Consider the following 18,896-nt stretch of genomic DNA (forward strand, 5'->3'; position numbering starts at 1 on the left):
GGTTCTACTCCGAGAGGAATGTTTGGGTAAGTTCGAGGGCGACACGGTCGTCGAGTTCGCCGACACAGCCATGCGCGATGGTGAGATTGCCGGTCATCAGCGGGACGTTGCGGTTGACCGCGACCGGGATGACCGAGCCGGGTTCAAGGCTGGCGAGCCGCGCGATCGACATCGGAACGTCGACCAGTACGGCGCGCAGCGGAAGATCGACTTCGGCAATGGCCGACCCATTGAGACCGCGTGCACCGATCGTCCGGCCGGTAGCCGGCGAGACGGCGCGCGTGCCGACGATTTCGGCGATCGTCGAGTTGCACGCCGCAAGCCGGACCTTCCACGGTCGCGCGCTTTTGGCAGACGTGATGGTGAGCGTTACCGTCCAGACGCGATCGCCCGATGCATAGGGTGCAACCTGTTCGACTTCTTCGCCATTCGCGCTTGCCGCGATGCCGCGCCGATCGCTGGCTGCCTGAATGACTTCGGCCATGCGGTCCTCGAACTGCTGTGCGAAACGGTTGGCGGAGGCAGGCAGGACGGTGCATTTTTCGTCCACTTCGCCCGTGCCGCCGAGGATCCGTTCGAACTGGCCAACCAGTTCGCCGATCCGGACCGAAATCAGGATTCCACGGCTTTCCTGCCCGATCGAATAGAAGCTGTGGCGATGAGCCGCCCCGACCTTTGCAAACCATTCGCCAACAGGCAGCAGTTCGGCGTCGGCAATGTCCACGGCAAGCCCGCGATCATCGCACAGTTGGGACAGCTGATGCTGCGACTGCTGGGCGATGCCGCGCGCAAACCGGGCGAACTCGATATCGAGTTCGGGCGGAGTTGCCGCGCGGCTGAGCAGCTCGTCGCAGTGACATGCTGCCCGGGCCACAGCCTCGGGGATACCGGTCGTGATCATTGGACGATGAAGGACCGGAAATAGACGCTGTCGACGCCGCCGAAGCCTTCGCGTTCTTCAAGCGTTTCATTGATCGCCTTGGTCAGACGCTTCTGCAGTTCTTCCTTGCCGCGGATGCTGGCGAGATCTTCTTCGCTGGTTGCGGCAAGCTCGGCCAGAATGCGCGACCGCAGAGCGGTTTCATGCTCGTTCAGCCACATCATCACGCGCCCATCGTAATGAGTCGATGCAGCGAGGCTGACCTGGATCAGCGCAGTTCCATTCGCCAGGTTGGACGTGAACTCGTCGGAAAAATTGTAATAGGCCGTGCGGTATTTGCCCCCGCCGCCACCGTGGATGGCGGGCGCCGCTTCCTTCTCTCCGCCTTCTGCGACGAAGGGATAGGGATCTTCTTCGCCCTTGAGCACCAGCTTGGGATTGCGATCTTCTTCCTTCGCCCCGTGCGCACCGAGCATGCCGCTGGCGAATGCGGCATAGGTACCGCCGCCGCCTGCACCCAGCAGAACCAGCGAGAAAAGCACCAGCTTGAGCTTGCCGCCCTTTTTCTTTTTCACGGTTTCTTCGGAAGTTTTATCGTTCGACATGGGGTAATCCTGTTGAATGGAATGCTGACAGATCAGGCGTAGAGAGCGTCATCGCCGGAGTTTCTGGCAGGCTTCTGGGTGCCCGGCCGGGCACGTTCATCGTGGCGGCCACGCTGGTCGAATTGCTGCGAACGGCCATTGTCCCCCGCATTGCCCTGACCGGATGCCGCGCTGGAATTGCCGTTGCCGCCATGACGGTCCGCAGCGGCGTGATTGTTCTGGTTCTGCGCGGATTGGGAATGACCGCCCATATCCTGCTGGCGGGGCATTCCGCGATCGCTGGCCATCGCTGCCGCCAGCGCGCGCTGGCTTTCCTGATTTTCGGCTGCGATCTCGACGTTCATCTTGCCGGCGGACTGATCGAAGGTCACGGTCAGAGCGCCGAATTCCTTATGGGCCACGGCGATGGCAGCAGGTTTGGACAGATCCATCTGCCGGGCTGCGGTGAGATGTTCGACGACGCGTTCGACCTGAGCGAACTGGTCGGTGGTCACCGTACGCGGCGTTACAGTGCCAGCCCGGGCGGCAACCATCGTATCTTCGAAACGGGCCGAGACGAGCTGCGGCGATACCTTGGCGAGATCGGCCGTTGTGGTCTGGCTGGCGGGAGCCTGCCTGTCGCTGGCGGGACGGTCACCATCCTGCTTGCGGTCGCCGCTGGCGGGATCGAGGGTGGGCTGGACGGCTGGCTGGCTGGTCGTGGCAGAAGCCGATACGGCTTTCGCATCGACCGGCGTAGCCTGTGCCGTGCCAGCCGCGACGGCCTGGGAAAGGCGGTCGTTCGTGGCAGGAGCAGGCGAAGCGGACTGCGCCTTGCCCTCGGGCGCGGTGACGAGCAGATCGGCCGCCTTGGCATCTACCGGTTTGTCGGCCGCGGCGATACGCACGACGAAGGATGTGGGTTCGGAACTTTCGGAAGACGGTGCCTCGACCCCGGTGGCGACGAGTTCGGCAGCGATGGCCTGGGGCGCGATGCCCGAAGCGTTATTTATGGGTTTGCCTGCCGAGAGCGGCGTATCGGACGAGCCTGCGACAACTGGAGCCTGGGCCGGCGGAGGCACGAGAGACATGAGGGGCGAAGCCACCAGGGCAAGTTCGACATCGGCATCGGCAACCGGATCGACCGGCAAAAGCGGCAAGATATTGCCGGTCGGCAATTCACCGTCCTGCCGCTCGTGGGTGCCGCTCTCTGCCATACCGAGTCCGGCCGGCAGGACCGGCAAGACCGATGCGAGCTGGTTCAGCAGGTCGGCGAAGCCGTCCACGCCCTGCGAAGCACCGTTTTTACGCCCGCTTTCGCCATCCAGACCGGCGGCGACGGATTGGGTGTCGGGCGTTTTCGAATGGGCAAACGAGATGTTCATGGCAAGTCCGTGTTAGGTTCACGGACAGTCTATCAAGAAGCGTGCCAAACTCTCGCTCTGCTACCCCTTTTCCAGGCTGGCAACGATTTGGCGCACCAGATCCCGCCGGCTTTCCTTGGCCTTGCGCAGACGCATGTCGGACTGGGCGAGCACTTCGCGCTTGGCCTGCGACTGAAGTTCGGCTTCTTCCGCCTGTTTTTCACTCAGTTCGGTAAGGCGCTGCAACTGGTCGCCCATGGCCTTGCCGCTGCGCAGATCGGCGCCGACGATGTCGCCTTCGCGCTGGGCATAGTGCGCGGCGAGACTGCGGGTGCGTTCTGCCACGCCGAACAGGCGCGCGCGGGTGGCCTCCGCTTCGCTGGCGGCCGCGACAGACTGAATGCGCTCCACCGACCGGATGCGCTGGATGAGCTCGGCGCGCCTCAGCTTCCGGCGTTCAGGCGTCACGGCTGACGAGCTGCGTCAATTGTTCGGATGCGGCGGCGATATCCACGCATTCGCCATGGCCCTGAGACAGGAACCGGCTCATGTGTGGATGAAGGGCGATGGCTTCGTCGAGCAGGGGATCGGACCCTTGCCGATATGCCCCCATCATCACGAGATCGCGATTGGCCTCATACGTCGCACTGAGCGCGCGGAACCGCCGCGCATTCACGGCATGTTCGGGCGCAACGATATCGTTCATCACGCGGCTGAGCGAGGCGCCGACATCGACTGCCGGATACTGGCCGCGCTGGGCGATTTCCCGCGAAAGCACGATGTGACCATCGAGGATCGCACGGGCGGTATCGACGACCGGATCGTTCTGGTCGTCGCCATCGGCGAGCACGGTGTAGATGCCGGTGATGGCCCCGCCGGATTCTTCCGAATTGCCGGCGCGTTCGATGAGTTTGGTAATGGCGGACAGGGCCGAGGGCGGATACCCGCGCGCCGCGCCCGGCTCGCCCAGCAGGATCCCGATCTCGCGCGCCGCATGCGCAACGCGGGTCAGACTGTCGAGGATCAGGAGAACGCGCTTGCCTTGCGAGCGAAGATGTTCGGCAATGGATGTCGCGAGCATGGCGCCGCGCAGTCGCAAATTGGCCGCGTGATCCGCTGGAACCGCGACGATAGCGGTTTTCGCCGCGCGATCGCCGGCCATGTGCCGGGTCACGAAATCGGAGACTTCGCGCGCCCGTTCGCCGATCAGCCCGACGACGACGGCATCGGCCTGCGCATTGTCGACGATCATGTCCATCAGTACCGATTTGCCGACGCCGGATCCGGCCATGATACCGATGCGCTGGCCCACGCCGAAGGTGGTCAGCGCGTTCAGTGAGCGGATGCCGCTGTCGAACACCTGGGTCACGCGCGACCGATCGAGCGCACCGACACGGTAACCGCCCGCCGGCCAGCTGGTGGTGGCCATGACCGGGCCGCCGCCATCGATCGGTTCGCCCGATCCGTCGACCGCACGGCCGAGAAATTCCTGCCCGACACCGAGCATGCCCGGTCGCCCTTCGGGACGTACGATCGCACCGGGACGCAGCAGAACCGTATCGCCGAGCATCATCATCATGGTGTGCCCGTTGCGAAAGCCGATGGTTTCGGCGCGATGTTCGGACGATTCCCCCTGCGCGATCGCGCAGATCGTGCCGATGGGTACGCCAAGGCCGGAGACCTCGATCAGGCCGCCATCGCAGGCGACCACCCGCCCGAACCGGCGCGGGGCCAAATCGAGCGAGGCAGAGGCGACGGTCGAGAATGTGCGATCGATCAGCGCGTGCATGAATCGAAGATTTCGGCGAGTGCGCGGCGCCATTGCTGCGGTCCGTCCTCGACCCCGCCGTCGTCGGTTTCGACGCGCAATCCGCCCCGCTCGACGCTGCCGTCGGCAACCAGTTCCAGGCTCGCCGGGACGCTGGCTTTGACGAGCTCGAGATCTTCGGGATGGATATGGATGATCCGCTGGTCGTGCTTGCGCTGAAGCATGGCGGCCGCCGCTTCAACCCGCCGGGCCAGCCCTTCGCTGTCGAGGGCGAGCGGTAGTACCGCTTCCTCGCACAGCGCGTGGACGGTCGCGAGCATACGGTCGCGCAGCTGACGCTCGCTTTCCGCATCGAAGCGGGCGAAGGCGAGTTCGATGGCCGATCGGGCAGCCCGTTCGGCAGTCAGCTGGGCATCGAAATCGGCACGGGCGGACAGCTGGCCATCTTCATAGCCAGCGCGATAGGCCTTTTCGGCCACGTCTTCGGTCTCGACCGGTTCTTCGGGAACCTGCGGCTTCGCATAGCGTCCGTCGCGGGCGAAACTGCCCGGCCGGCCGAGGGCGGCGTAGGCGATCCTAGACATAGTCTTCGTCGCCTTCGCCCATGATGAGTTCGCCGTCGGCAATCAGGCGCTTGGCGATGGTGACGATGTCCTTCTGTGCGGCTTCGACCTCGGTTTTCTTGACCCGGCCACGCGCTTCGATTTCATCGCGCAAACCGTCTGCCGCACGCGAGGACATGGCACCGAAGAACTGTTCGCGCTGTTCCTCTTCCAGGCCCTTGAGTGCGAGAATAAGCGTATCGCTTTCGATTTCGCGCAGCAGCACGCCGGTCATCTTCGTATCGAGCACGAACAGGTGCTCGAACTTGAACATTTCGTTCTCGAGTTCCTTGGCGAGCTGTTTGTCGATCTTGCCGATCTTCGGCATAACGTTCTTCTCGATGCTGCGATGCGAACGGTTGATGATGTCCGCCGCGTGACGAATACCGCCCATGCTAAGCGGGATCGTACCATGCAGCTTCTCGATCTTGGCATTGAGCGTGTGTTCGAGAATTTCGATCGCCTGGCGCGACACCGGGCCGAGACGCGCGACGCGGTGCAGCACCGGCGTGTGCAGATCTTCGGGCAGCGCAGCCAGGGCGGCAGCAGCGACATCAGTATCGAGCTGCAGCAGCAAAACGGCAATCGCCTGCGGGTGTTCGTCGGCGAGGATTTCACCGATGATCTTGGGATCGAGCCAGCGCAGCAGGCCGAGGGCAGGCAAGCCTTCCTCTTCCGCTTCCGGAGCCACCTGACGCATGAGATTGTCGGTCTTCACTTCGCCGACGGCGCCGTTCAGCAACCGGCGGACATTATCGACCCGGCCATGTCCGGAAATGCCGCTATGCTCGGTCGAGCGCGAAAAGCCGGCGATGGCGTCGGAGATCGCCTGCGGCTCGACTTCGCCTATGCCGCACATCGTGCCCGCAAGCTGACGCAGTTCGTCAGGGGTCAGCTGGCTAAGAATTCGCGACGCGTCTTCTTCGGCCAGCAGCATCACCATGATCGCCGCCTTGTCGGTGCCGCCAAGCAGATGCTGTGCAGGCGCCGTCATGCCGATGCTCCCTGGCGCATATCTTCGGCGAGCAGGCGACGTAGTGCCAGGACGGCATCATCGGGATTCTCGCGCGCGATGCGCTGGGCGAGTTCGATCTGACCGTCGAGAGCTTCCCGGTCGTAGGGCGTGACGACGCCCATGCCGGGACCGCCCAGAGCGGCAACCTCGCCACCGGCGCCCTGCGGTTCGAGCGTGCTGCCATCCTTGGCGTTGCTGCGCAGCGCATTGATCGCAGGCCGCACGGCCAAAAGCAGGACGAGCAGCACGGCAAGAATGGCGACGCCGTTGCGCACGGCCATGCCGAACCAGCTCGTTTCGTAGAAGGGCAGTTCATCCCCTTCCACCTTTTCGAAAGGCCGCATCACCACGGTCACCTGATCGCCGCGATCCTGACGCGCGCCGACGGCTGCCGTAACCAGTTCCTTGACCTTGTTAATGTCCGCCGCGCTAGCCTTGGCTAAGGCAGCCTGATCGATTGCGACGGCGACCGAGAGATATTTAATCGAACCGGGCGAGAGATTGGAAACCGAGACCTCGCGGCCCATTTCATAGACCCGGGTCGCACTGCTTTCGCCCACGCCGCCAGCAGCCTGGGCGCCCTGCGTATCTTGCGGCGCGCCTTGCCGCGCTTCCCCTTCAGCAGGGGGCGTATTCGCCAGCACACCGGGAATTCCGCCGGCAGGTGCGTTGCCGCTCTGCGACTGCTGCGTGGTTTCGCGACGGACGGTGCCATCCTTGTCGTAGCTTTCGCGCGCGGAGGTGACCTCGTTCATGTCCAGCTCTACCTGAACCTGCGAGGTAAAGGCATCGCTGCCGAACATCGGTGCAAGCAGGTGATCCACCTGCGCATTAAGCTTTGCTTCCATCTGCGCCTGCAGATCGAGCCGGCCGCTGTTCGGATCGCGAGCCTGAGTCAGCAATTTGCCGTGCTGGTCCACGACCTTGACCGCATCGATCCCAAGGCCGGGTACGGATGCAGCCACGAGATTGGTGATAGCCGTGACCTGTCCGTCGGTAAGCTGGCGACCGCGCGCCAGACGGACCATCACCGATGCGGAAGGTGCGACATCTTCGCGCACGAACACCGAACGTTCGGCCTTGGCGATATGGACGCGGACCGCTTCGACGCCGTCGATTTCCGCGATGGTCATGGTCAGTTCGCGTTCCTGCGCCGCGCGCAGACGATCGCCTTCCAGCGTACGACTGGCCCCCATCGGGAGGCTTTCGATAAGGTCGGTACCGCTTTGTGGGGATGCGAGCGATCCATCGGACGCCACCAGCATCCGCGCGCGATAGACGTCGTCTTCGCCGACCGTCAGCGCACCGGTGCCATTGTCGATCGTATAATCGATCCCGGCCTTGTCGAGCGTCTCTACCACGCTGGCGCGTTCGGAATCGGCAAGGGAGGAATACAAGACACGCTGCGGCGCGGGGGACAACGTCGCCCACGTCAGTGCCAGCAGACCCAGACCGGCCATTCCGCCGAACCAGGGCAGCGCCCGCTTCACGGCTGGCTGCGCGGTGAAGGCGCGAAGGCGGTCGCCAAACGAGCCACCCCCGGCTGTGAGCGGAGTCAGCATGCCGGAGCCTTGGCTCTCGGCAGGTACCAGACCGTTCATGGATTAGATTCCCATCCGCATGGTTTCCTGGTACGCGGCAAGCAGCTTGTTGCGGACCTGGAGAGTTGCTTCGAAGGCGACCCCGGCTTCCTGCCGGGCCAGCATCACCTTGGCGATATCGGTTTCCTCGCCGCGTTCATACGCGGCGGTCATGCGGCCGGATTCTGCCTGGACCGAATTGACGTTATCCAGCGCTGTGCGGAGTGAATCGCCAAAACTGGGCGCCCCACCCGTCGCTTCGGCCGGTCCGGCAGACTTGGGCTGATGAACGTCCTGCAGGACTTTGGAGCGATCGATGATCTGCTGACGCAGCGCAATAATCTGCTCCAGCGATCCGCCACCGCCAATGCCTCCTACGGGGTTCATCGACCTGCTCCTACGGCAATGCCGGCATCACGGAAGGACGCGAGGCGATAGCGCAGCGTGCGTTCGCTTATGCCCAGAGCGCGGGCGGCATTGGCGCGGTGACCGCCGACCGATTCCAGCGCTTCCATGATGGCGCGCGCTTCGGAGATCTGGACAATCTTCGACAGTTTTGCCGATGCTTCAGGTTCAGCGGCAACCGGTGCTTCGACCGGCTTTTCGACGGCGCGCGCAGTCATGTCGAAGACGATATGCTCGATACCGATTTCCGCATGGCCCTGCGACAGCAAGAGTGCCCGGCGCATGACGTTTTCGAGTTCGCGGACATTGCCTGGCCATGGATAATTGGCCAGCGCGGCAAGCGCTGCATTGCTGATCCAGGGCATGCGTTCGCCCTTGCCGACATGGCGCAGCAGCATGGCAAATGCCAACGGAGCGATATCGGCACGGCGTTCGCGAAGTGCCAGCATTTCGATGGGAAACACGTTGAGGCGATAATAAAGGTCAGCACGAAAACGGCCTTCCTGAACTTCATGCGGGAGGTCGCGGTTGGCGCAGGCAATGATGCGCACATCAACCTTGATCGGCCGGGTCGCACCGATCGGGACGACTTCGCCTTCCTGAAGGGCACGCAGCAGCTTCGCCTGAAGCGAGAGCGGCATTTCAGCGATTTCGTCGAGCAGCAGGGTGCCGCCGTCGGCAGCACGGAAAAAGCCTTCGCCCGCGGCATTGGCGCCTGTGAACGAGCCCTTTTCATGGCCGAACAGCATCGCTTCCAGCATGGTTTCGGGAATGGCGGCGCAGTTGACAGCGATGAAGGGCTTGGCGGCGCGGGCGCTACGGCGATGGATGAAATTCGACAGCACTTCCTTGCCCGTACCCGTGGGTCCGTTGATCAGCACCGGGATGTTCGTGCGTGCGAGACGATCCGCCAGTGCGATGATGGAAAGCGAGGCGGGATCCGCAGCAACAGGACCTTCACCGGCATATGTCATCGCAACCAGCGCGGCGATACTGCTTTCGGCGATGGGATCGCTGTAGGTGATCGTACCACCGGCGCCCGACAGTTCGAACCCCGACGCGTCCCCACGCGCCAATCGGATAGTCCGTCCACCGCAATCCGATGAACGATCGCCCTGATCGGCCAACGTCACAGGTCGATCCATGAACAAGGACGAGGCAATTCCCGCCATCCGTGCATCGATCGTCCCATGTATTTTCGAAAAATTTTGGGTTTTCGTAATCCCGTCCATCAGTGCCCCCACTTGGCAAGTCTTAGCGACGAAGGGGGATTTGCGGCCTGGACGTCCAACTTTTGGATAATTTTAGGCCTAGTGAAAACACGTATTATGGTTAACGTTCGTTAAGGCCTTGAAAAATTTGACCCTTAAGCCGGTTAAATTCCTGCCGGTCTGGTTCTCGGCTGCCGCATCCTGTTGGGGGGCAGTGATCGTAGACAAAGTGATCGTAGACCAAAGGGAATTTAGCCATGAACGTGATCAACACCAATATCGGCGCGATGAAAGCCGCAAACTCCGCGAACGCTGCCGGCAAAGCTCTGGGCACCGCGATGGAACGTCTGTCGACCGGCAAGCGCATCAATAGCGCCAAGGACGACGCCGCCGGCCTCGCAATTGCCAGCTCGATGACTTCGCAGGTGCGCGGCATGAGTCAGGGTATCCGCAACGCAAACGACGGTATTTCGATGGCGCAGACCGCTGAAGGCGCGCTCAACGAAGTCACCAACATGCTGCAGCGTATGCGCGAGCTGACGGTTCAGGCAAAGAATGGTAGCTATTCGGGCGGCGATAAAGCCAATATTCAGAAGGAAATGACAGCGCTTTCCACTCAGATTGGAAGCGTTCTCACCAATACGGAGTTCAATGGCAACAAGCTCTTCGACGGAACAGCGGGTGACGAAGGCTCTGTTACAATCCAAGCAGGTGCGAACGCGGCAGACAAAGTTACTCTGACTTTTGGAAACCTGAACACCGATGACGTGGACGCCGACGGCACGGCCGATGACCCGACTGCCATCGCAACTGCCCTCGCCATCGACCTTACGAAATTCGAAACGGCCGACGGTACCGACGCTGGTGCAGATGTGGACTGGCTTGACCAGTTTGATAAAGCCATTTCGCAGGTTTCGACAGTTCGTGCCGATTTGGGTGCAGCACAGAACCAGCTGGAATCGGCGGTGAACAGCTTGTCGAATAATGTCACCAATCTCTCCGACGCTCGTTCGCGCATCGAAGACACCGATTATTCGGCTGAAACGACCGCGCTCGCCAAGTCGCAGATCCTGAGCCAGGCTTCGAGCGCCATGCTCGCACAGGCCAATCAGAGCCAGCAGAACGTCCTCTCGTTGCTCCGCTAACCTCCTGAACCCAGGCAACGAGAAGCAAGGCCCGTCGCTCGCAAGAGCGGCGGGCCTTACGCTTTTCCGCCGGGCCAGAGAATGACTACGCGTTAACGCTGATCCCGCCGGAAAGCGAAAATTCGCTCCACCAAGTCAATAGGGAGCGAGGGAGTTAACTATGATCTCGGCAGCATACGAAACGCTTTCGCCGCATATGAACTGCATGCGTGCCGAAGCGCGGACCAATCTGTTCGTCATGGCCAAGTTGGCGGCGGGCGGCAGCGTATGCACGGTGAAGGTTCGCAACATCTCGTCCGGCGGCGCCCTGGTGGAAGGCGCGGCCCTGCCCCCTCCAGGAACGCCATGCCGGCTCATTCGCGGAGATATCTCGCTCGAAGCGCAGATCGTCTGGCTGCAGGCCAGCAGGGTCGGACTGCAGTTCCACGGCCGGGCAAAAGTCGCCGATTGGCTGCCCTCCGGCCAGAACACCCAGACCGACGTAGACCGCGCCGTGGCGCAGACCAAAGCAGAACTGACCCACGCCCCGATTGCCAGATCAGCCACGCCCCTCATCTCGACCGCGCTGACCGCGGCCGATGTCGCAAAGGTCGCGGACACCCTCGAAATACTGGGCGATGAACTGGCCGACGACCCGGCGGTAGTGGCAGGTTACATGGCGAAGCTTCAGGCGTTCGATATTTCCGTCCAGACGCTGCGGAAACTGGCAGCCATGCTCGAGCGGTCAGCTGCGAGCTAATATAGCGAATTTCACATTTGCGCCGATCCGTCGCCGCGCTTATCTAAAGCGCAACTACCGGGAGGATCGAGTTCGGCGAAGCCGGACCACGCGACATGTTCAGGACCAGCCCCAACCTTTCTGCAGCGGTTTTGTGGCCGTTTGCGATCGTCCCAATGGCAGGGCGCTGAACACCTTGCACGATCATCCGAAAACAAGGCAGGTCGAACAGGGCGGATTTCTGCTGTTCCTCGCGCTCGTATCGCTGGCGCTGCTGGCGATCGTACTGCCTTTTCTCCAGCCGATGTTGTGGGCCGCGCTCGCCGCGATCCTGTTCCAGCCGCTTTACCGCTGGTTTCTGGCAAAGCGCCCGCTGAAAACGACGCAGGCAGCGCTTGCCAGCATGCTCGTCATTCTATTTGCGGTGGTGTTGCCGGCACTGTGGATCGGCAGCGCGGTGATCGACGAGGCAGCGGGGCTGTTCCTTGCCTTCCAGGATGGCCAGATCGATGTAGCGATGTATTTCGAGCGGGTGTTTGGAGCCTTGCCTGCCAACATTCAATCTTCGCTCGATAGCGCAGGGTTCGGCGATCTGGGCGATATACAGGAACGCGCGCAGACCTTCATCCAGGCCTCTCTGGGTATTATCGCCGCACAGGCGTTGGCGATAGGCGGTAGTGTCGTCGGCTTTGTGTTGAGCTTCGGAATTGCCCTTTACGTCGGTTTCTTCCTGTTACGCGACGGGCGCACGATCGGGGAGGCAATCCTTGCTTCGATGCCGATGGACAGGAACATTGCCGACAGATTGGCGCTGCGTTTCCTGACGATCGTTCGCGCCACCATCAAGGGGTCGGTAGTCGTCGGACTGGTGCAGGGGGCGCTTGGGGCCATTACCTTCTGGATAGTGGGCATTCCATCCGTCCTGCTGCTGGGCGTGATCATGGCGATCGCTTCGCTGCTGCCGGCCGTCGGACCGGCGATCGTCTGGGCGCCGGCAGCGATCTATCTGCTGGCGACGGGAGCGGTATGGCAGGGCGTAGTAGTTATCATCTCAGGCGTGGCGATCATCGGCATGGCCGACAACGTATTGCGTCCGATCCTGGTGGGCCGCGACACGGGGATCCCCGACTGGCTGGTGCTGGTGACTACACTAGGCGGGATCGCATCGATGGGCTTGTCGGGCATCGTCGTCGGCCCGCTGGTGTGCGGCCTGTTCCTCGCCGCTTGGGGCATTTTCGCAGAGCAGCGTGAAGGCGGTAATTCGCCCGCGGCCACGAACCAGCCGGATCAGGCCGCGCGGATATCCTGAGTACCGCCAGCGCCGCCATCCTTCGCGTTTAATCCATCGAAGATCGCACCGACGATCAGCGCCAGCTTTTCCTCGCTCAGCCGTTCGTCGATCATCGCGATCATGTAGGGCTGAAGATAGCAGTTCACCATCTGGTTGATGAGCGACAAGGCGGTATCGACCTCGAGACCCTGCAAATACCCTTCGGCCTGTGCCTCCGCAATCAGCTCGCACAGATAGTGATCGGCGAGATCGATATAGCTGCGCGCATATTCGAAATATCGTTCACCCATTTCGACATAGAGATTGAAGGTCGCCGGATCGTCGCGATAATTCTGTCGCAGCAGGAGGAATCGGCGCGCGATAAATTCATACATCTTGCGCCGCGGCGGCAGACCCGAAGCCATGACTTCGTCCATGACGGCAAGTTTGGGGGCGAACCATTCGCCGGTCACCGCTTCCAGCAGATCGCCTTCTTCGGGAAATACGGCATCGAGCCGGGCGCGTGCGACACCCAGTTCGGCGGCCAGCTTGGTACGGGTTACTTCCTCGCCGCGGCGCTCCATCAGACGCATGGCCTCGCGCGCAAAGCGGCTCCGCAGTTCCTGGATGTCGTCGTCACTCACGGCAAGGCGCTCCCGTCTCGTCCTGCCAGTTCAATTAGGATGGGAGGCGCGGCGGTTAAACCCCTTCCCGCGAACGCGACGATCTTTTTCTCGGAGGGAGCGGGAAGAACGCCGACGTACGGGCCTTGTATTCGTCATAACCCGGGCGCGAGGCTTTCATGCCGCGTTCGAGGAGTGGAGCGCCGGACCATTTCGTCAGCGTGAATGTAAGGAACAGGGGGCCGACCACGGTGACAGCGGCCACCCACCACCCTGCACTGGCAGCTGCAATCCAGATGCCCCACCAGACACAGGCATCACCAAAATAATTGGGATGGCGGGTGTATCGCCAAAGCCCGCGATCCATGACCTTGCCCTTGTTCTCGGGGTCAGCCTTGAAGCGCGCGAGTTGCCAATCGCCAAGCCATTCGAACGCTATGCCGGTCGCCCACAGGCCAAGTCCGAAAAGCGCGAGGCCGCTTATCGGCGTCAAGCTGCTGGCTTCCAGGATCCCATATTGCGCGGGGCTCGAAACAAGAAACAGCAGCACCGACTGACTCAGGAATATCTTTGTCAGCGCGGCTGAGGCGAAGCGGCCCTTCTCCCGATCTTTCCTGAGTATGCGCGCATAGCGTTTATCCTCGCCTTCACGCCGCCAGCGGATAAGCAGATGGATGCATAGCCGCATTCCCCAGATTACCGTCATCGCCATCAGCAAGCTGGCGAGAGGGCCCGGGTCGAACAGCCGTAACCAGCTGACCGCAGCCATCACAGCCATTCCCCCACCCCAATAGGCGTCGACGAAGCTGACATCGTCGATCTGTACCGCGACCACCCACAAGATCATGGCCAGTCCGAACAATATGGCCGCATTGGCCAGCAGCGCTTCAGCTATCACCCTTCATCTCCCCCAGCGTCTGCGCGCTCTTTTCAAGAGCGACGAAGCGGTCACAATCAGGACGTTTCTCGCGGTAGAATGCAGCAAGATGCGCAAGATCGGCCCGATAGTCGCCGGTTGGCATCATGGCTTCTCCCATACCTCCGCGCATTGTCTTATTGTTAACCCATGCAGGGACGATGGGTACACCCGCCGCCACGGCGATATGGTAGAAGCCCGTTCGCCAGCCACCCTTGAAGGTGCGGGAGCCTTCCGGCGCGATCACAAGCGCCAATTCATCGGAAGCCTCGAAGGCGGCCGCAACCTGGTCGACATATTTTCCGCGCTTCGTCCGGTCGACCGGCACACCCCCCATGTCGAGCATGAAGTTGGTCATCGGCCATTTGAACAGACTGGTCTTGCCCATGAAGCTTGGCTTGATACCGAGTTGGTTTGCCGCGCCAAGAAAGAAAACGAAGTCCCAATTCGAAGTATGGGGCGCGCCTAGAATTATGAACTTTTCGCAATCGGGCCTGCGGCCTTCGATTTTCCATCCCTTCCAGCGGTAAAGGCCCAGCAGGATGCGCTGTACCATTCGGCTCGAAAGCGCTGGCCGACGGTTTGGATCAGTAGGCATGGTCTCTCCCTGAACCCGCCCATAGACCAAGACGCGGCGAAAGCGAGTGCCGAGCTGTCAGGAATCCAGAGCGGGTCGATACGGGAGTTCAGTCGCCGGGGCGGCGCGTTGTGGTACTGAAAGCCGCCGGCTTCGTGGGAGCCTCCCGGCGGTCGGCCCCATCGATTTCTCTTTCGCCAGAAGCGCCGGTCTCGTCGGCTATTTCGCTGGTCATATCCGCGAATAGCGCTTCGTAGTGGTTGATGGCCCTGCGGAGTTCTTCGGTCGTCGCGTCGCTCGAACGGGCAGCGATTTCGTGGCCGGCGAAGTAATGTTTGGCCACATCGCCATGATCGACGGTCAGATCGGCGTGGCGGTTTTCGAAATCGCCCATCGGGTAACCGCGGGTGTTCATAACATCGGTCAGCAGGCGATCGGCGCGGCTCACCGCCTCTACCGGGCTATCGACGAACAACGCCTTGGTTTCATTCCAGTCGTTTGCATAGCCGTCGCGTTCGGAAGCAGTGAGCGGGCGTATCTGGAGTTTCGCTACGCGTTCCCTGCGTTCGATCAGATCGTCTTCGGCAGCGCTCCGCTTTCCTCGCGCCTCTACCGTACGATCATATTCCTCGCCGAAGGCATCGCGCAGCGCCTGCGTGCGACGCCGACGCATGAAGAGCCAGACGAGCAACAGGATGACAACTGCTGCAGCAATAACGACGGCAAGGGTAATTTCCTGGCCCGACATGGATATCTCTCCTAGACACCCGCCCAATCCCCATAATTACTAACCGCAATGCGCGTGAGGGCCATGCGGTTCCGCGGCGCTACATCCTGAAGACCCCGAACTGCGGGCGTTCGGGGATCGGCGCTTCGAGTGCTGCGGCAAAAGCCAGGCCAAGCACGTCGCGCGTCTGCACCGGATCGATGACGCCGTCGTCCCAAAGCCGCGCAGTGGCATAATAGGGATTGCCTTCGTCTTCGTACTTTTGCCGGATCGGGGCCTTGAATTCTTCCGCCTGTTCCGCCGTCCAGCTGTCGGCATCGCGGTGCACCGTGGCCAGAACCGATGCCGCCTGTTCGCCCCCCATCACGCTGATCCGCGCGTTGGGCCATGTAAAGAGGAAGCGGGGGGAGTAGGCGCGCCCGCACATGCCATAGTTGCCGGCGCCGAAGCTGCCGCCGATGACCACGGTCACCTTGGGCACGCTGGCGGTCGCGACAGCCGTCACCAGCTTCGCGCCATGTTTGGCGATGCCTTCGGCCTCGTATTTGCCGCCAACCATGAAACCGGAGATATTCTGCAGGAAGAGGAGCGGGATGCGTCGCTGGCAGGCAAGTTCAATGAAATGCGCGCCCTTCTGCGCGCTTTCGGAGAATAGCACGCCGTTGTTCGCCAGGATGGCCACCGGCATGCCCCAGATGTGGGCGAAGCCACAGACCAGTGTGCTGCCGTAGTGCGCCTTGAATTCGTGGAATTCGCTGCCGTCGACCAGCCGCGCGATGACTTCGTGAACGTCGTAAGGCGCACGCACATCTTCCGGCACCAGCGCATAAAGATCCTCGGCGTCGAATTTCGGCGCGCGGGGCTCTTTCAGCTGGATATCCTTTGCATGAGCGTAGTTGTCGCCGAGGTGGCTCACGATATCGCGCACGATGGTGAGCGCGTGTTCATCATTCTCCGCCAGATGATCTACCACGCCGGATTTCTTCGCATGCAGGTCGCCGCCGCCGAGTTCCTCGGCGCTGATTTCCTCGCCCGTGGCCGCCTTCACCAGCGGTGGCCCGGCGAGGAAGATCGTGCCCTGATTGCGCACGATTACCGTCTCGTCGGACATGGCGGGCACATAGGCTCCACCGGCAGTGCACGATCCCATCACGCAGGCAATCTGCGGAATGCCGAGCGCCGACATGTTCGCCTGATTGAAGAAGATACGACCGAAATGGTCGCGGTCGGGAAAGACCTCGGCCTGGTGGGGAAGGTTCGCCCCGCCGCTGTCGACCAGATAGATACAGGGCAGGCGGTTTTCCTGCGCGATCTCCTGCGCACGCAAGTGCTTCTTCACCGTCATCGGGTAATAGGTACCACCCTTAACGGTGGCATCGTTGCTCACGATCATCACCTGACGGCCGGAGACACGCCCGATCCCGGCAATCAGACCCGCGCCATTGATCTCGTCCTTGCCATACATGCCATTGGCGGCAAGCTGGCCGATTTCGAGGAAGGAACTGCCGGGATCGAGCAGGCGCTCCACGCGCTCGCGCGGGAGAAGTTTGCCCCGCCCGACATGCCGTTCCCGGCTACCTTCCGAACCGCCCAGCGCAGCGGCGGCAACGCTGGCCCGCAAGTCGGCCGCGAGCGACGCATTGTGTGTAAAACGCGCCTTGGCCTCGGGAGCTTCGCGATCGAGAGTGGACATAAGAACGGGGGCGGTCATGCGGTTTCCTTCTGGGGCGTTTCGGCCATGCGGGCTAGCGGGCCGATCCACGGCAGGGCAAATTCGCCATGTTGCCGAGTCAATTCTTCGGGTTGCTGGAAATCGAGGATCAGTCCGGTGCGCGGCTGCAATTTTCCCGGGACGCTGTTACGGCGAGAATACACGGGTGATCCGCAACGCCCGCAGAAAGCGCAGGCTGAATTGCCGCACGGGCATTCGCCCAGCAGGTCCGGCACATCAACCGCGGCTTGCTTGGGATCCATCATCGTTACCGCCCGCTGCAATCAGATAGCGATAGACGCCGACGATGTTGATGATGAGCAGACCGATATTCTGCCAGCCGATTCCTTCTGCATCCTGTTTCAGGAATCCCCACGCAACCAAGGCGATCGAACTGGTGACGAATAAGACGAACGCACAGCCAGTCACGCGTGTACTGATGTTCAAAGACACGACGAAAGCCGCCACCAGCGCCGCCCCCGCACCGTAATATTGTAGAGCCGTAAGGACGGTGTCGCTCATAAGTCATGCCCCGATCAGTTCACGGCCGATCAACATCCGACGGATTTCATTCGTTCCAGCGCCGATATCGAGCAGTTTCGCATCCCGCATATACCGTTCCACTGGCCAATCGAGCGTATATCCAGCCCCGCCCAGCGCCTGAACAGATTCTGCCGCAACGCGGAACGCGTTCTCCGATGCGAGAAGGATGGCCCCTGCCGCATCGAAACGGGTAGTCTGTTCACTGTCGCAGGCCTTGGCCACCGCATAGGTGTAGGCTCGGGCCGATTGCAGCGCGACATACATGTCGGCCACCTTGGCCTGCATAAGCTGGAAGCTGCCGATGGGTTTGCCGAACTGCGTTCTTTCACGCAGATAGGGAATGACCGTATCGAGGCACGCCTGCATGATACCAAGCTGCAATCCGGCAAGCACCACGCGTTCATAATCGAGCCCGCTCATCAGAACGCCGACACCGCCGTTGACCGGCCCCATCACCCGATCTTCGGAAATGCGGCAGTCGTCGAAAACCAGTTCCGATGTGGGGGAGCCACGCATGCCGACCTTTTCGATCTTCTGCCCGATCGAAAAGCCTGGGTCGTCCTTTTCTATCAGGAAGGCGGTGATACCGCGGCTGCCCGCGCTGCCATCTGTCTTGGCATAGACCACCAGTGTATCGGCGAAAGGCGCGTTGGTAATCCAGAACTTGGTGCCGTTGAGCACATAGCCGCCATCGACCGCCTCCGCTTTCAGTTTCATCGAAACGACGTCGGATCCGGCGCTGGCTTCGGACATGGCGAGCGAGCCGACATGTTCGCCGCTGATCAGGCCCGGAAGATATTTGGCCTTCTGCTCTTCGTTGCCCCACCGCCGGATCTGGTTGACGCACAGATTGGAATGGGCGCCGTAGGAAAGGCCGAGCGAGGCACTGGCGCGGCTCACTTCTTCCACGGCGACGACATGTTCCAGATAGCCGAGCCCCAGGCCACCGTCCTCCTGAGATACGGTAATGCCATGCAAACCGAGTTCGCCCATCTGCTTCCAGAGCTCGTCGCGCGGAAACCAGTCCTCGCGATCGATTTTTTCGGCGAGCGGGGCAATCTGCTCGTCTGCGAAGCGGGCCGTAGCCTCGCGGATCATCTCGACACTTTCGCCGAGCTGGAAATCGAACTGGGGGGTCGCGCGCATCGTCTCTCCTCAAGGGCTCGCGAAAGTAACTGTCGTCAGGGCCGATAGCCGAGCCAAGGCTGCGGAGCAAACCGATTGGACTGCACGGCAGACTGAAGCTGCGAACTTGCT

At 61.7% G+C, this 18,896-nt stretch carries 21 protein-coding genes; 3 read left to right on the forward strand and 18 right to left on the reverse strand.

The window, feature by feature from the left end; translation table 11 throughout:
* Window positions 1–4 precede the first annotated feature (4 nt).
* The 10 genes from ACIGGE_RS02710 to ACIGGE_RS02755 are packed head-to-tail and all read right to left on the reverse strand — an operon-like array spanning window position 5 to window position 9,430.
* Window positions 5–901, reverse strand: a complete 897-nt coding sequence (locus ACIGGE_RS02710; protein WP_103024032.1) for a FliM/FliN family flagellar motor C-terminal domain-containing protein — start codon at window positions 899–901, stop codon at window positions 5–7.
* Window positions 898–1,485 (reverse strand): flagellar basal body-associated FliL family protein, encoded by a 588-nt coding sequence (locus tag ACIGGE_RS02715; RefSeq protein ID WP_221596468.1) that lies wholly within the window; start codon window positions 1,483–1,485, stop codon window positions 898–900. The genes ACIGGE_RS02710 and ACIGGE_RS02715 overlap by 4 nt, the downstream gene beginning before the upstream one ends.
* 32 nt (window positions 1,486–1,517) lie before the next feature.
* Window positions 1,518–2,849, reverse strand: coding sequence for a hypothetical protein (locus tag ACIGGE_RS02720; protein WP_397489349.1), 1,332 nt, complete (start codon window positions 2,847–2,849; stop codon window positions 1,518–1,520).
* Window positions 2,850–2,909: 60 nt separating this feature from the next.
* Window positions 2,910–3,296, reverse strand: a complete 387-nt coding sequence (locus tag ACIGGE_RS02725) for a hypothetical protein (RefSeq protein WP_397489350.1) — start codon at window positions 3,294–3,296, stop codon at window positions 2,910–2,912.
* Complete coding sequence (locus ACIGGE_RS02730; RefSeq protein WP_397489920.1) at window positions 3,286–4,617, reverse strand: FliI/YscN family ATPase; 1,332 nt, start codon at window positions 4,615–4,617, stop codon at window positions 3,286–3,288. The genes ACIGGE_RS02725 and ACIGGE_RS02730 overlap by 11 nt, the downstream gene beginning before the upstream one ends.
* A complete protein-coding gene (locus ACIGGE_RS02735) occupies window positions 4,605–5,180 on the reverse strand; it encodes a FliH/SctL family protein (protein WP_397489351.1) in 576 nt (191 codons plus the stop codon). The genes ACIGGE_RS02730 and ACIGGE_RS02735 overlap by 13 nt, the downstream gene beginning before the upstream one ends.
* Window positions 5,173–6,192 carry a flagellar motor switch protein FliG gene (fliG, locus tag ACIGGE_RS02740; RefSeq protein ID WP_397489352.1) on the reverse strand — a complete coding sequence of 340 codons (1,020 nt, stop codon included), beginning with the start codon at window positions 6,190–6,192 and terminating at the stop codon, window positions 5,173–5,175. The genes ACIGGE_RS02735 and fliG overlap by 8 nt, the downstream gene beginning before the upstream one ends.
* A complete protein-coding gene (gene fliF, locus ACIGGE_RS02745; protein ID WP_397489353.1) occupies window positions 6,189–7,814 on the reverse strand; it encodes a flagellar basal-body MS-ring/collar protein FliF in 1,626 nt (541 codons plus the stop codon). Before fliF ends, fliG begins: the two co-directional genes overlap by 4 nt.
* Window positions 7,815–7,817: 3 nt before the next feature.
* Complete coding sequence (gene fliE, locus ACIGGE_RS02750) at window positions 7,818–8,180, reverse strand: flagellar hook-basal body complex protein FliE (RefSeq protein WP_103024025.1); 363 nt, start codon at window positions 8,178–8,180, stop codon at window positions 7,818–7,820.
* Window positions 8,177–9,430 (reverse strand): sigma-54 interaction domain-containing protein, encoded by a 1,254-nt coding sequence (locus ACIGGE_RS02755; RefSeq protein ID WP_397489354.1) that lies wholly within the window; start codon window positions 9,428–9,430, stop codon window positions 8,177–8,179. Before ACIGGE_RS02755 ends, fliE begins: the two co-directional genes overlap by 4 nt.
* Window positions 9,431–9,666: 236 nt before the next feature.
* Between ACIGGE_RS02755 and ACIGGE_RS02760 the strand changes: the two genes are divergently transcribed.
* The 3 genes from ACIGGE_RS02760 (at window position 9,667) to ACIGGE_RS02770 (ending at window position 12,581) form a co-directional block, all read left to right on the forward strand.
* Window positions 9,667–10,554, forward strand: a complete 888-nt coding sequence (locus ACIGGE_RS02760; RefSeq protein WP_397489355.1) for a flagellin — start codon at window positions 9,667–9,669, stop codon at window positions 10,552–10,554.
* Window positions 10,555–10,714: 160 nt separating this feature from the next.
* Window positions 10,715–11,293 carry a PilZ domain-containing protein gene (locus ACIGGE_RS02765; protein WP_103024022.1) on the forward strand — a complete coding sequence of 193 codons (579 nt, stop codon included), beginning with the start codon at window positions 10,715–10,717 and terminating at the stop codon, window positions 11,291–11,293.
* A 133-nt stretch (window positions 11,294–11,426) separates the two neighbouring features.
* Window positions 11,427–12,581, forward strand: a complete 1,155-nt coding sequence (locus ACIGGE_RS02770; protein ID WP_397489356.1) for an AI-2E family transporter — start codon at window positions 11,427–11,429, stop codon at window positions 12,579–12,581.
* Here ACIGGE_RS02770 and ACIGGE_RS02775 read toward each other — a convergent pair.
* The 8 genes from ACIGGE_RS02775 to ACIGGE_RS02810 form a co-directional block, all read right to left on the reverse strand.
* Window positions 12,560–13,186: a hypothetical protein gene (locus ACIGGE_RS02775; protein WP_234036446.1), complete on the reverse strand. Its 627-nt coding sequence runs from the start codon at window positions 13,184–13,186 to the stop codon at window positions 12,560–12,562. The genes ACIGGE_RS02770 and ACIGGE_RS02775 overlap by 22 nt on opposite strands.
* 55 nt (window positions 13,187–13,241) lie before the next feature.
* The gene (locus ACIGGE_RS02780; RefSeq protein ID WP_397489357.1) at window positions 13,242–14,063 is read right to left on the reverse strand and encodes a DUF1295 domain-containing protein; all 822 of its coding nucleotides are present in this window, start codon (window positions 14,061–14,063) and stop codon (window positions 13,242–13,244) included.
* Complete coding sequence (locus tag ACIGGE_RS02785) at window positions 14,053–14,679, reverse strand: lysophospholipid acyltransferase family protein (protein ID WP_397489358.1); 627 nt, start codon at window positions 14,677–14,679, stop codon at window positions 14,053–14,055. Before ACIGGE_RS02785 ends, ACIGGE_RS02780 begins: the two co-directional genes overlap by 11 nt.
* Before the next feature lie 88 nt (window positions 14,680–14,767).
* A complete protein-coding gene (locus ACIGGE_RS02790; protein ID WP_397489359.1) occupies window positions 14,768–15,406 on the reverse strand; it encodes a hypothetical protein in 639 nt (212 codons plus the stop codon).
* A 79-nt stretch (window positions 15,407–15,485) separates the two neighbouring features.
* Window positions 15,486–17,096, reverse strand: coding sequence for a carboxyl transferase domain-containing protein (locus tag ACIGGE_RS02795; protein ID WP_397489360.1), 1,611 nt, complete (start codon window positions 17,094–17,096; stop codon window positions 15,486–15,488).
* Window positions 17,093–17,362, reverse strand: a complete 270-nt coding sequence (locus tag ACIGGE_RS02800) for a hypothetical protein (RefSeq protein WP_397489945.1) — start codon at window positions 17,360–17,362, stop codon at window positions 17,093–17,095. Before ACIGGE_RS02800 ends, ACIGGE_RS02795 begins: the two co-directional genes overlap by 4 nt.
* Window positions 17,334–17,618, reverse strand: a complete 285-nt coding sequence (locus ACIGGE_RS02805) for a hypothetical protein (protein WP_397489361.1) — start codon at window positions 17,616–17,618, stop codon at window positions 17,334–17,336. The genes ACIGGE_RS02800 and ACIGGE_RS02805 overlap by 29 nt, the downstream gene beginning before the upstream one ends.
* 3 nt (window positions 17,619–17,621) lie before the next feature.
* On the reverse strand, window positions 17,622–18,785 hold the full coding sequence (locus ACIGGE_RS02810) for an isovaleryl-CoA dehydrogenase (RefSeq protein WP_196847096.1): 1,164 nt from the start codon (window positions 18,783–18,785) through the stop codon (window positions 17,622–17,624).
* Window positions 18,786–18,896 lie beyond the last annotated feature (111 nt).

This window comes from Qipengyuania sp. NPDC077410 (genome assembly GCF_044543405.1).
Lineage (GTDB): Bacteria > Pseudomonadota > Alphaproteobacteria > Sphingomonadales > Sphingomonadaceae > Qipengyuania > Qipengyuania pacifica.

What these genes read in the sequence shown, in the direction of transcription:
- ACIGGE_RS02710 (WP_103024032.1), bottom strand. Translation starts at nt 901, where the DNA reads ATGATCACGACCGGTATCCCCGAGGCTGTGGCCCGGGCAGCATGTCAC.
- ACIGGE_RS02715 (WP_221596468.1), bottom strand. Translation starts at nt 1,485, where the DNA reads ATGTCGAACGATAAAACTTCCGAAGAAACCGTGAAAAAGAAAAAGGGC.
- ACIGGE_RS02720 (WP_397489349.1), bottom strand. Translation starts at nt 2,849, where the DNA reads ATGAACATCTCGTTTGCCCATTCGAAAACGCCCGACACCCAATCCGTC.
- ACIGGE_RS02730 (WP_397489920.1), bottom strand. Translation starts at nt 4,617, where the DNA reads ATGCACGCGCTGATCGATCGCACATTCTCGACCGTCGCCTCTGCCTCG.
- ACIGGE_RS02735 (WP_397489351.1), bottom strand. Translation starts at nt 5,180, where the DNA reads ATGTCTAGGATCGCCTACGCCGCCCTCGGCCGGCCGGGCAGTTTCGCC.
- fliG (WP_397489352.1), bottom strand. Translation starts at nt 6,192, where the DNA reads ATGACGGCGCCTGCACAGCATCTGCTTGGCGGCACCGACAAGGCGGCG.
- fliF (WP_397489353.1), bottom strand. Translation starts at nt 7,814, where the DNA reads ATGAACGGTCTGGTACCTGCCGAGAGCCAAGGCTCCGGCATGCTGACT.
- fliE (WP_103024025.1), bottom strand. Translation starts at nt 8,180, where the DNA reads ATGAACCCCGTAGGAGGCATTGGCGGTGGCGGATCGCTGGAGCAGATT.
- ACIGGE_RS02755 (WP_397489354.1), bottom strand. Translation starts at nt 9,430, where the DNA reads ATGGACGGGATTACGAAAACCCAAAATTTTTCGAAAATACATGGGACG.
- ACIGGE_RS02760 (WP_397489355.1), top strand. Translation starts at nt 9,667, where the DNA reads ATGAACGTGATCAACACCAATATCGGCGCGATGAAAGCCGCAAACTCC.
- ACIGGE_RS02765 (WP_103024022.1), top strand. Translation starts at nt 10,715, where the DNA reads ATGATCTCGGCAGCATACGAAACGCTTTCGCCGCATATGAACTGCATG.
- ACIGGE_RS02785 (WP_397489358.1), bottom strand. Translation starts at nt 14,679, where the DNA reads ATGCCTACTGATCCAAACCGTCGGCCAGCGCTTTCGAGCCGAATGGTA.
- ACIGGE_RS02790 (WP_397489359.1), bottom strand. Translation starts at nt 15,406, where the DNA reads ATGTCGGGCCAGGAAATTACCCTTGCCGTCGTTATTGCTGCAGCAGTT.
- ACIGGE_RS02795 (WP_397489360.1), bottom strand. Translation starts at nt 17,096, where the DNA reads ATGACCGCCCCCGTTCTTATGTCCACTCTCGATCGCGAAGCTCCCGAG.
- ACIGGE_RS02800 (WP_397489945.1), bottom strand. Translation starts at nt 17,362, where the DNA reads ATGATGGATCCCAAGCAAGCCGCGGTTGATGTGCCGGACCTGCTGGGC.
- ACIGGE_RS02805 (WP_397489361.1), bottom strand. Translation starts at nt 17,618, where the DNA reads ATGAGCGACACCGTCCTTACGGCTCTACAATATTACGGTGCGGGGGCG.
- ACIGGE_RS02810 (WP_196847096.1), bottom strand. Translation starts at nt 18,785, where the DNA reads ATGCGCGCGACCCCCCAGTTCGATTTCCAGCTCGGCGAAAGTGTCGAG.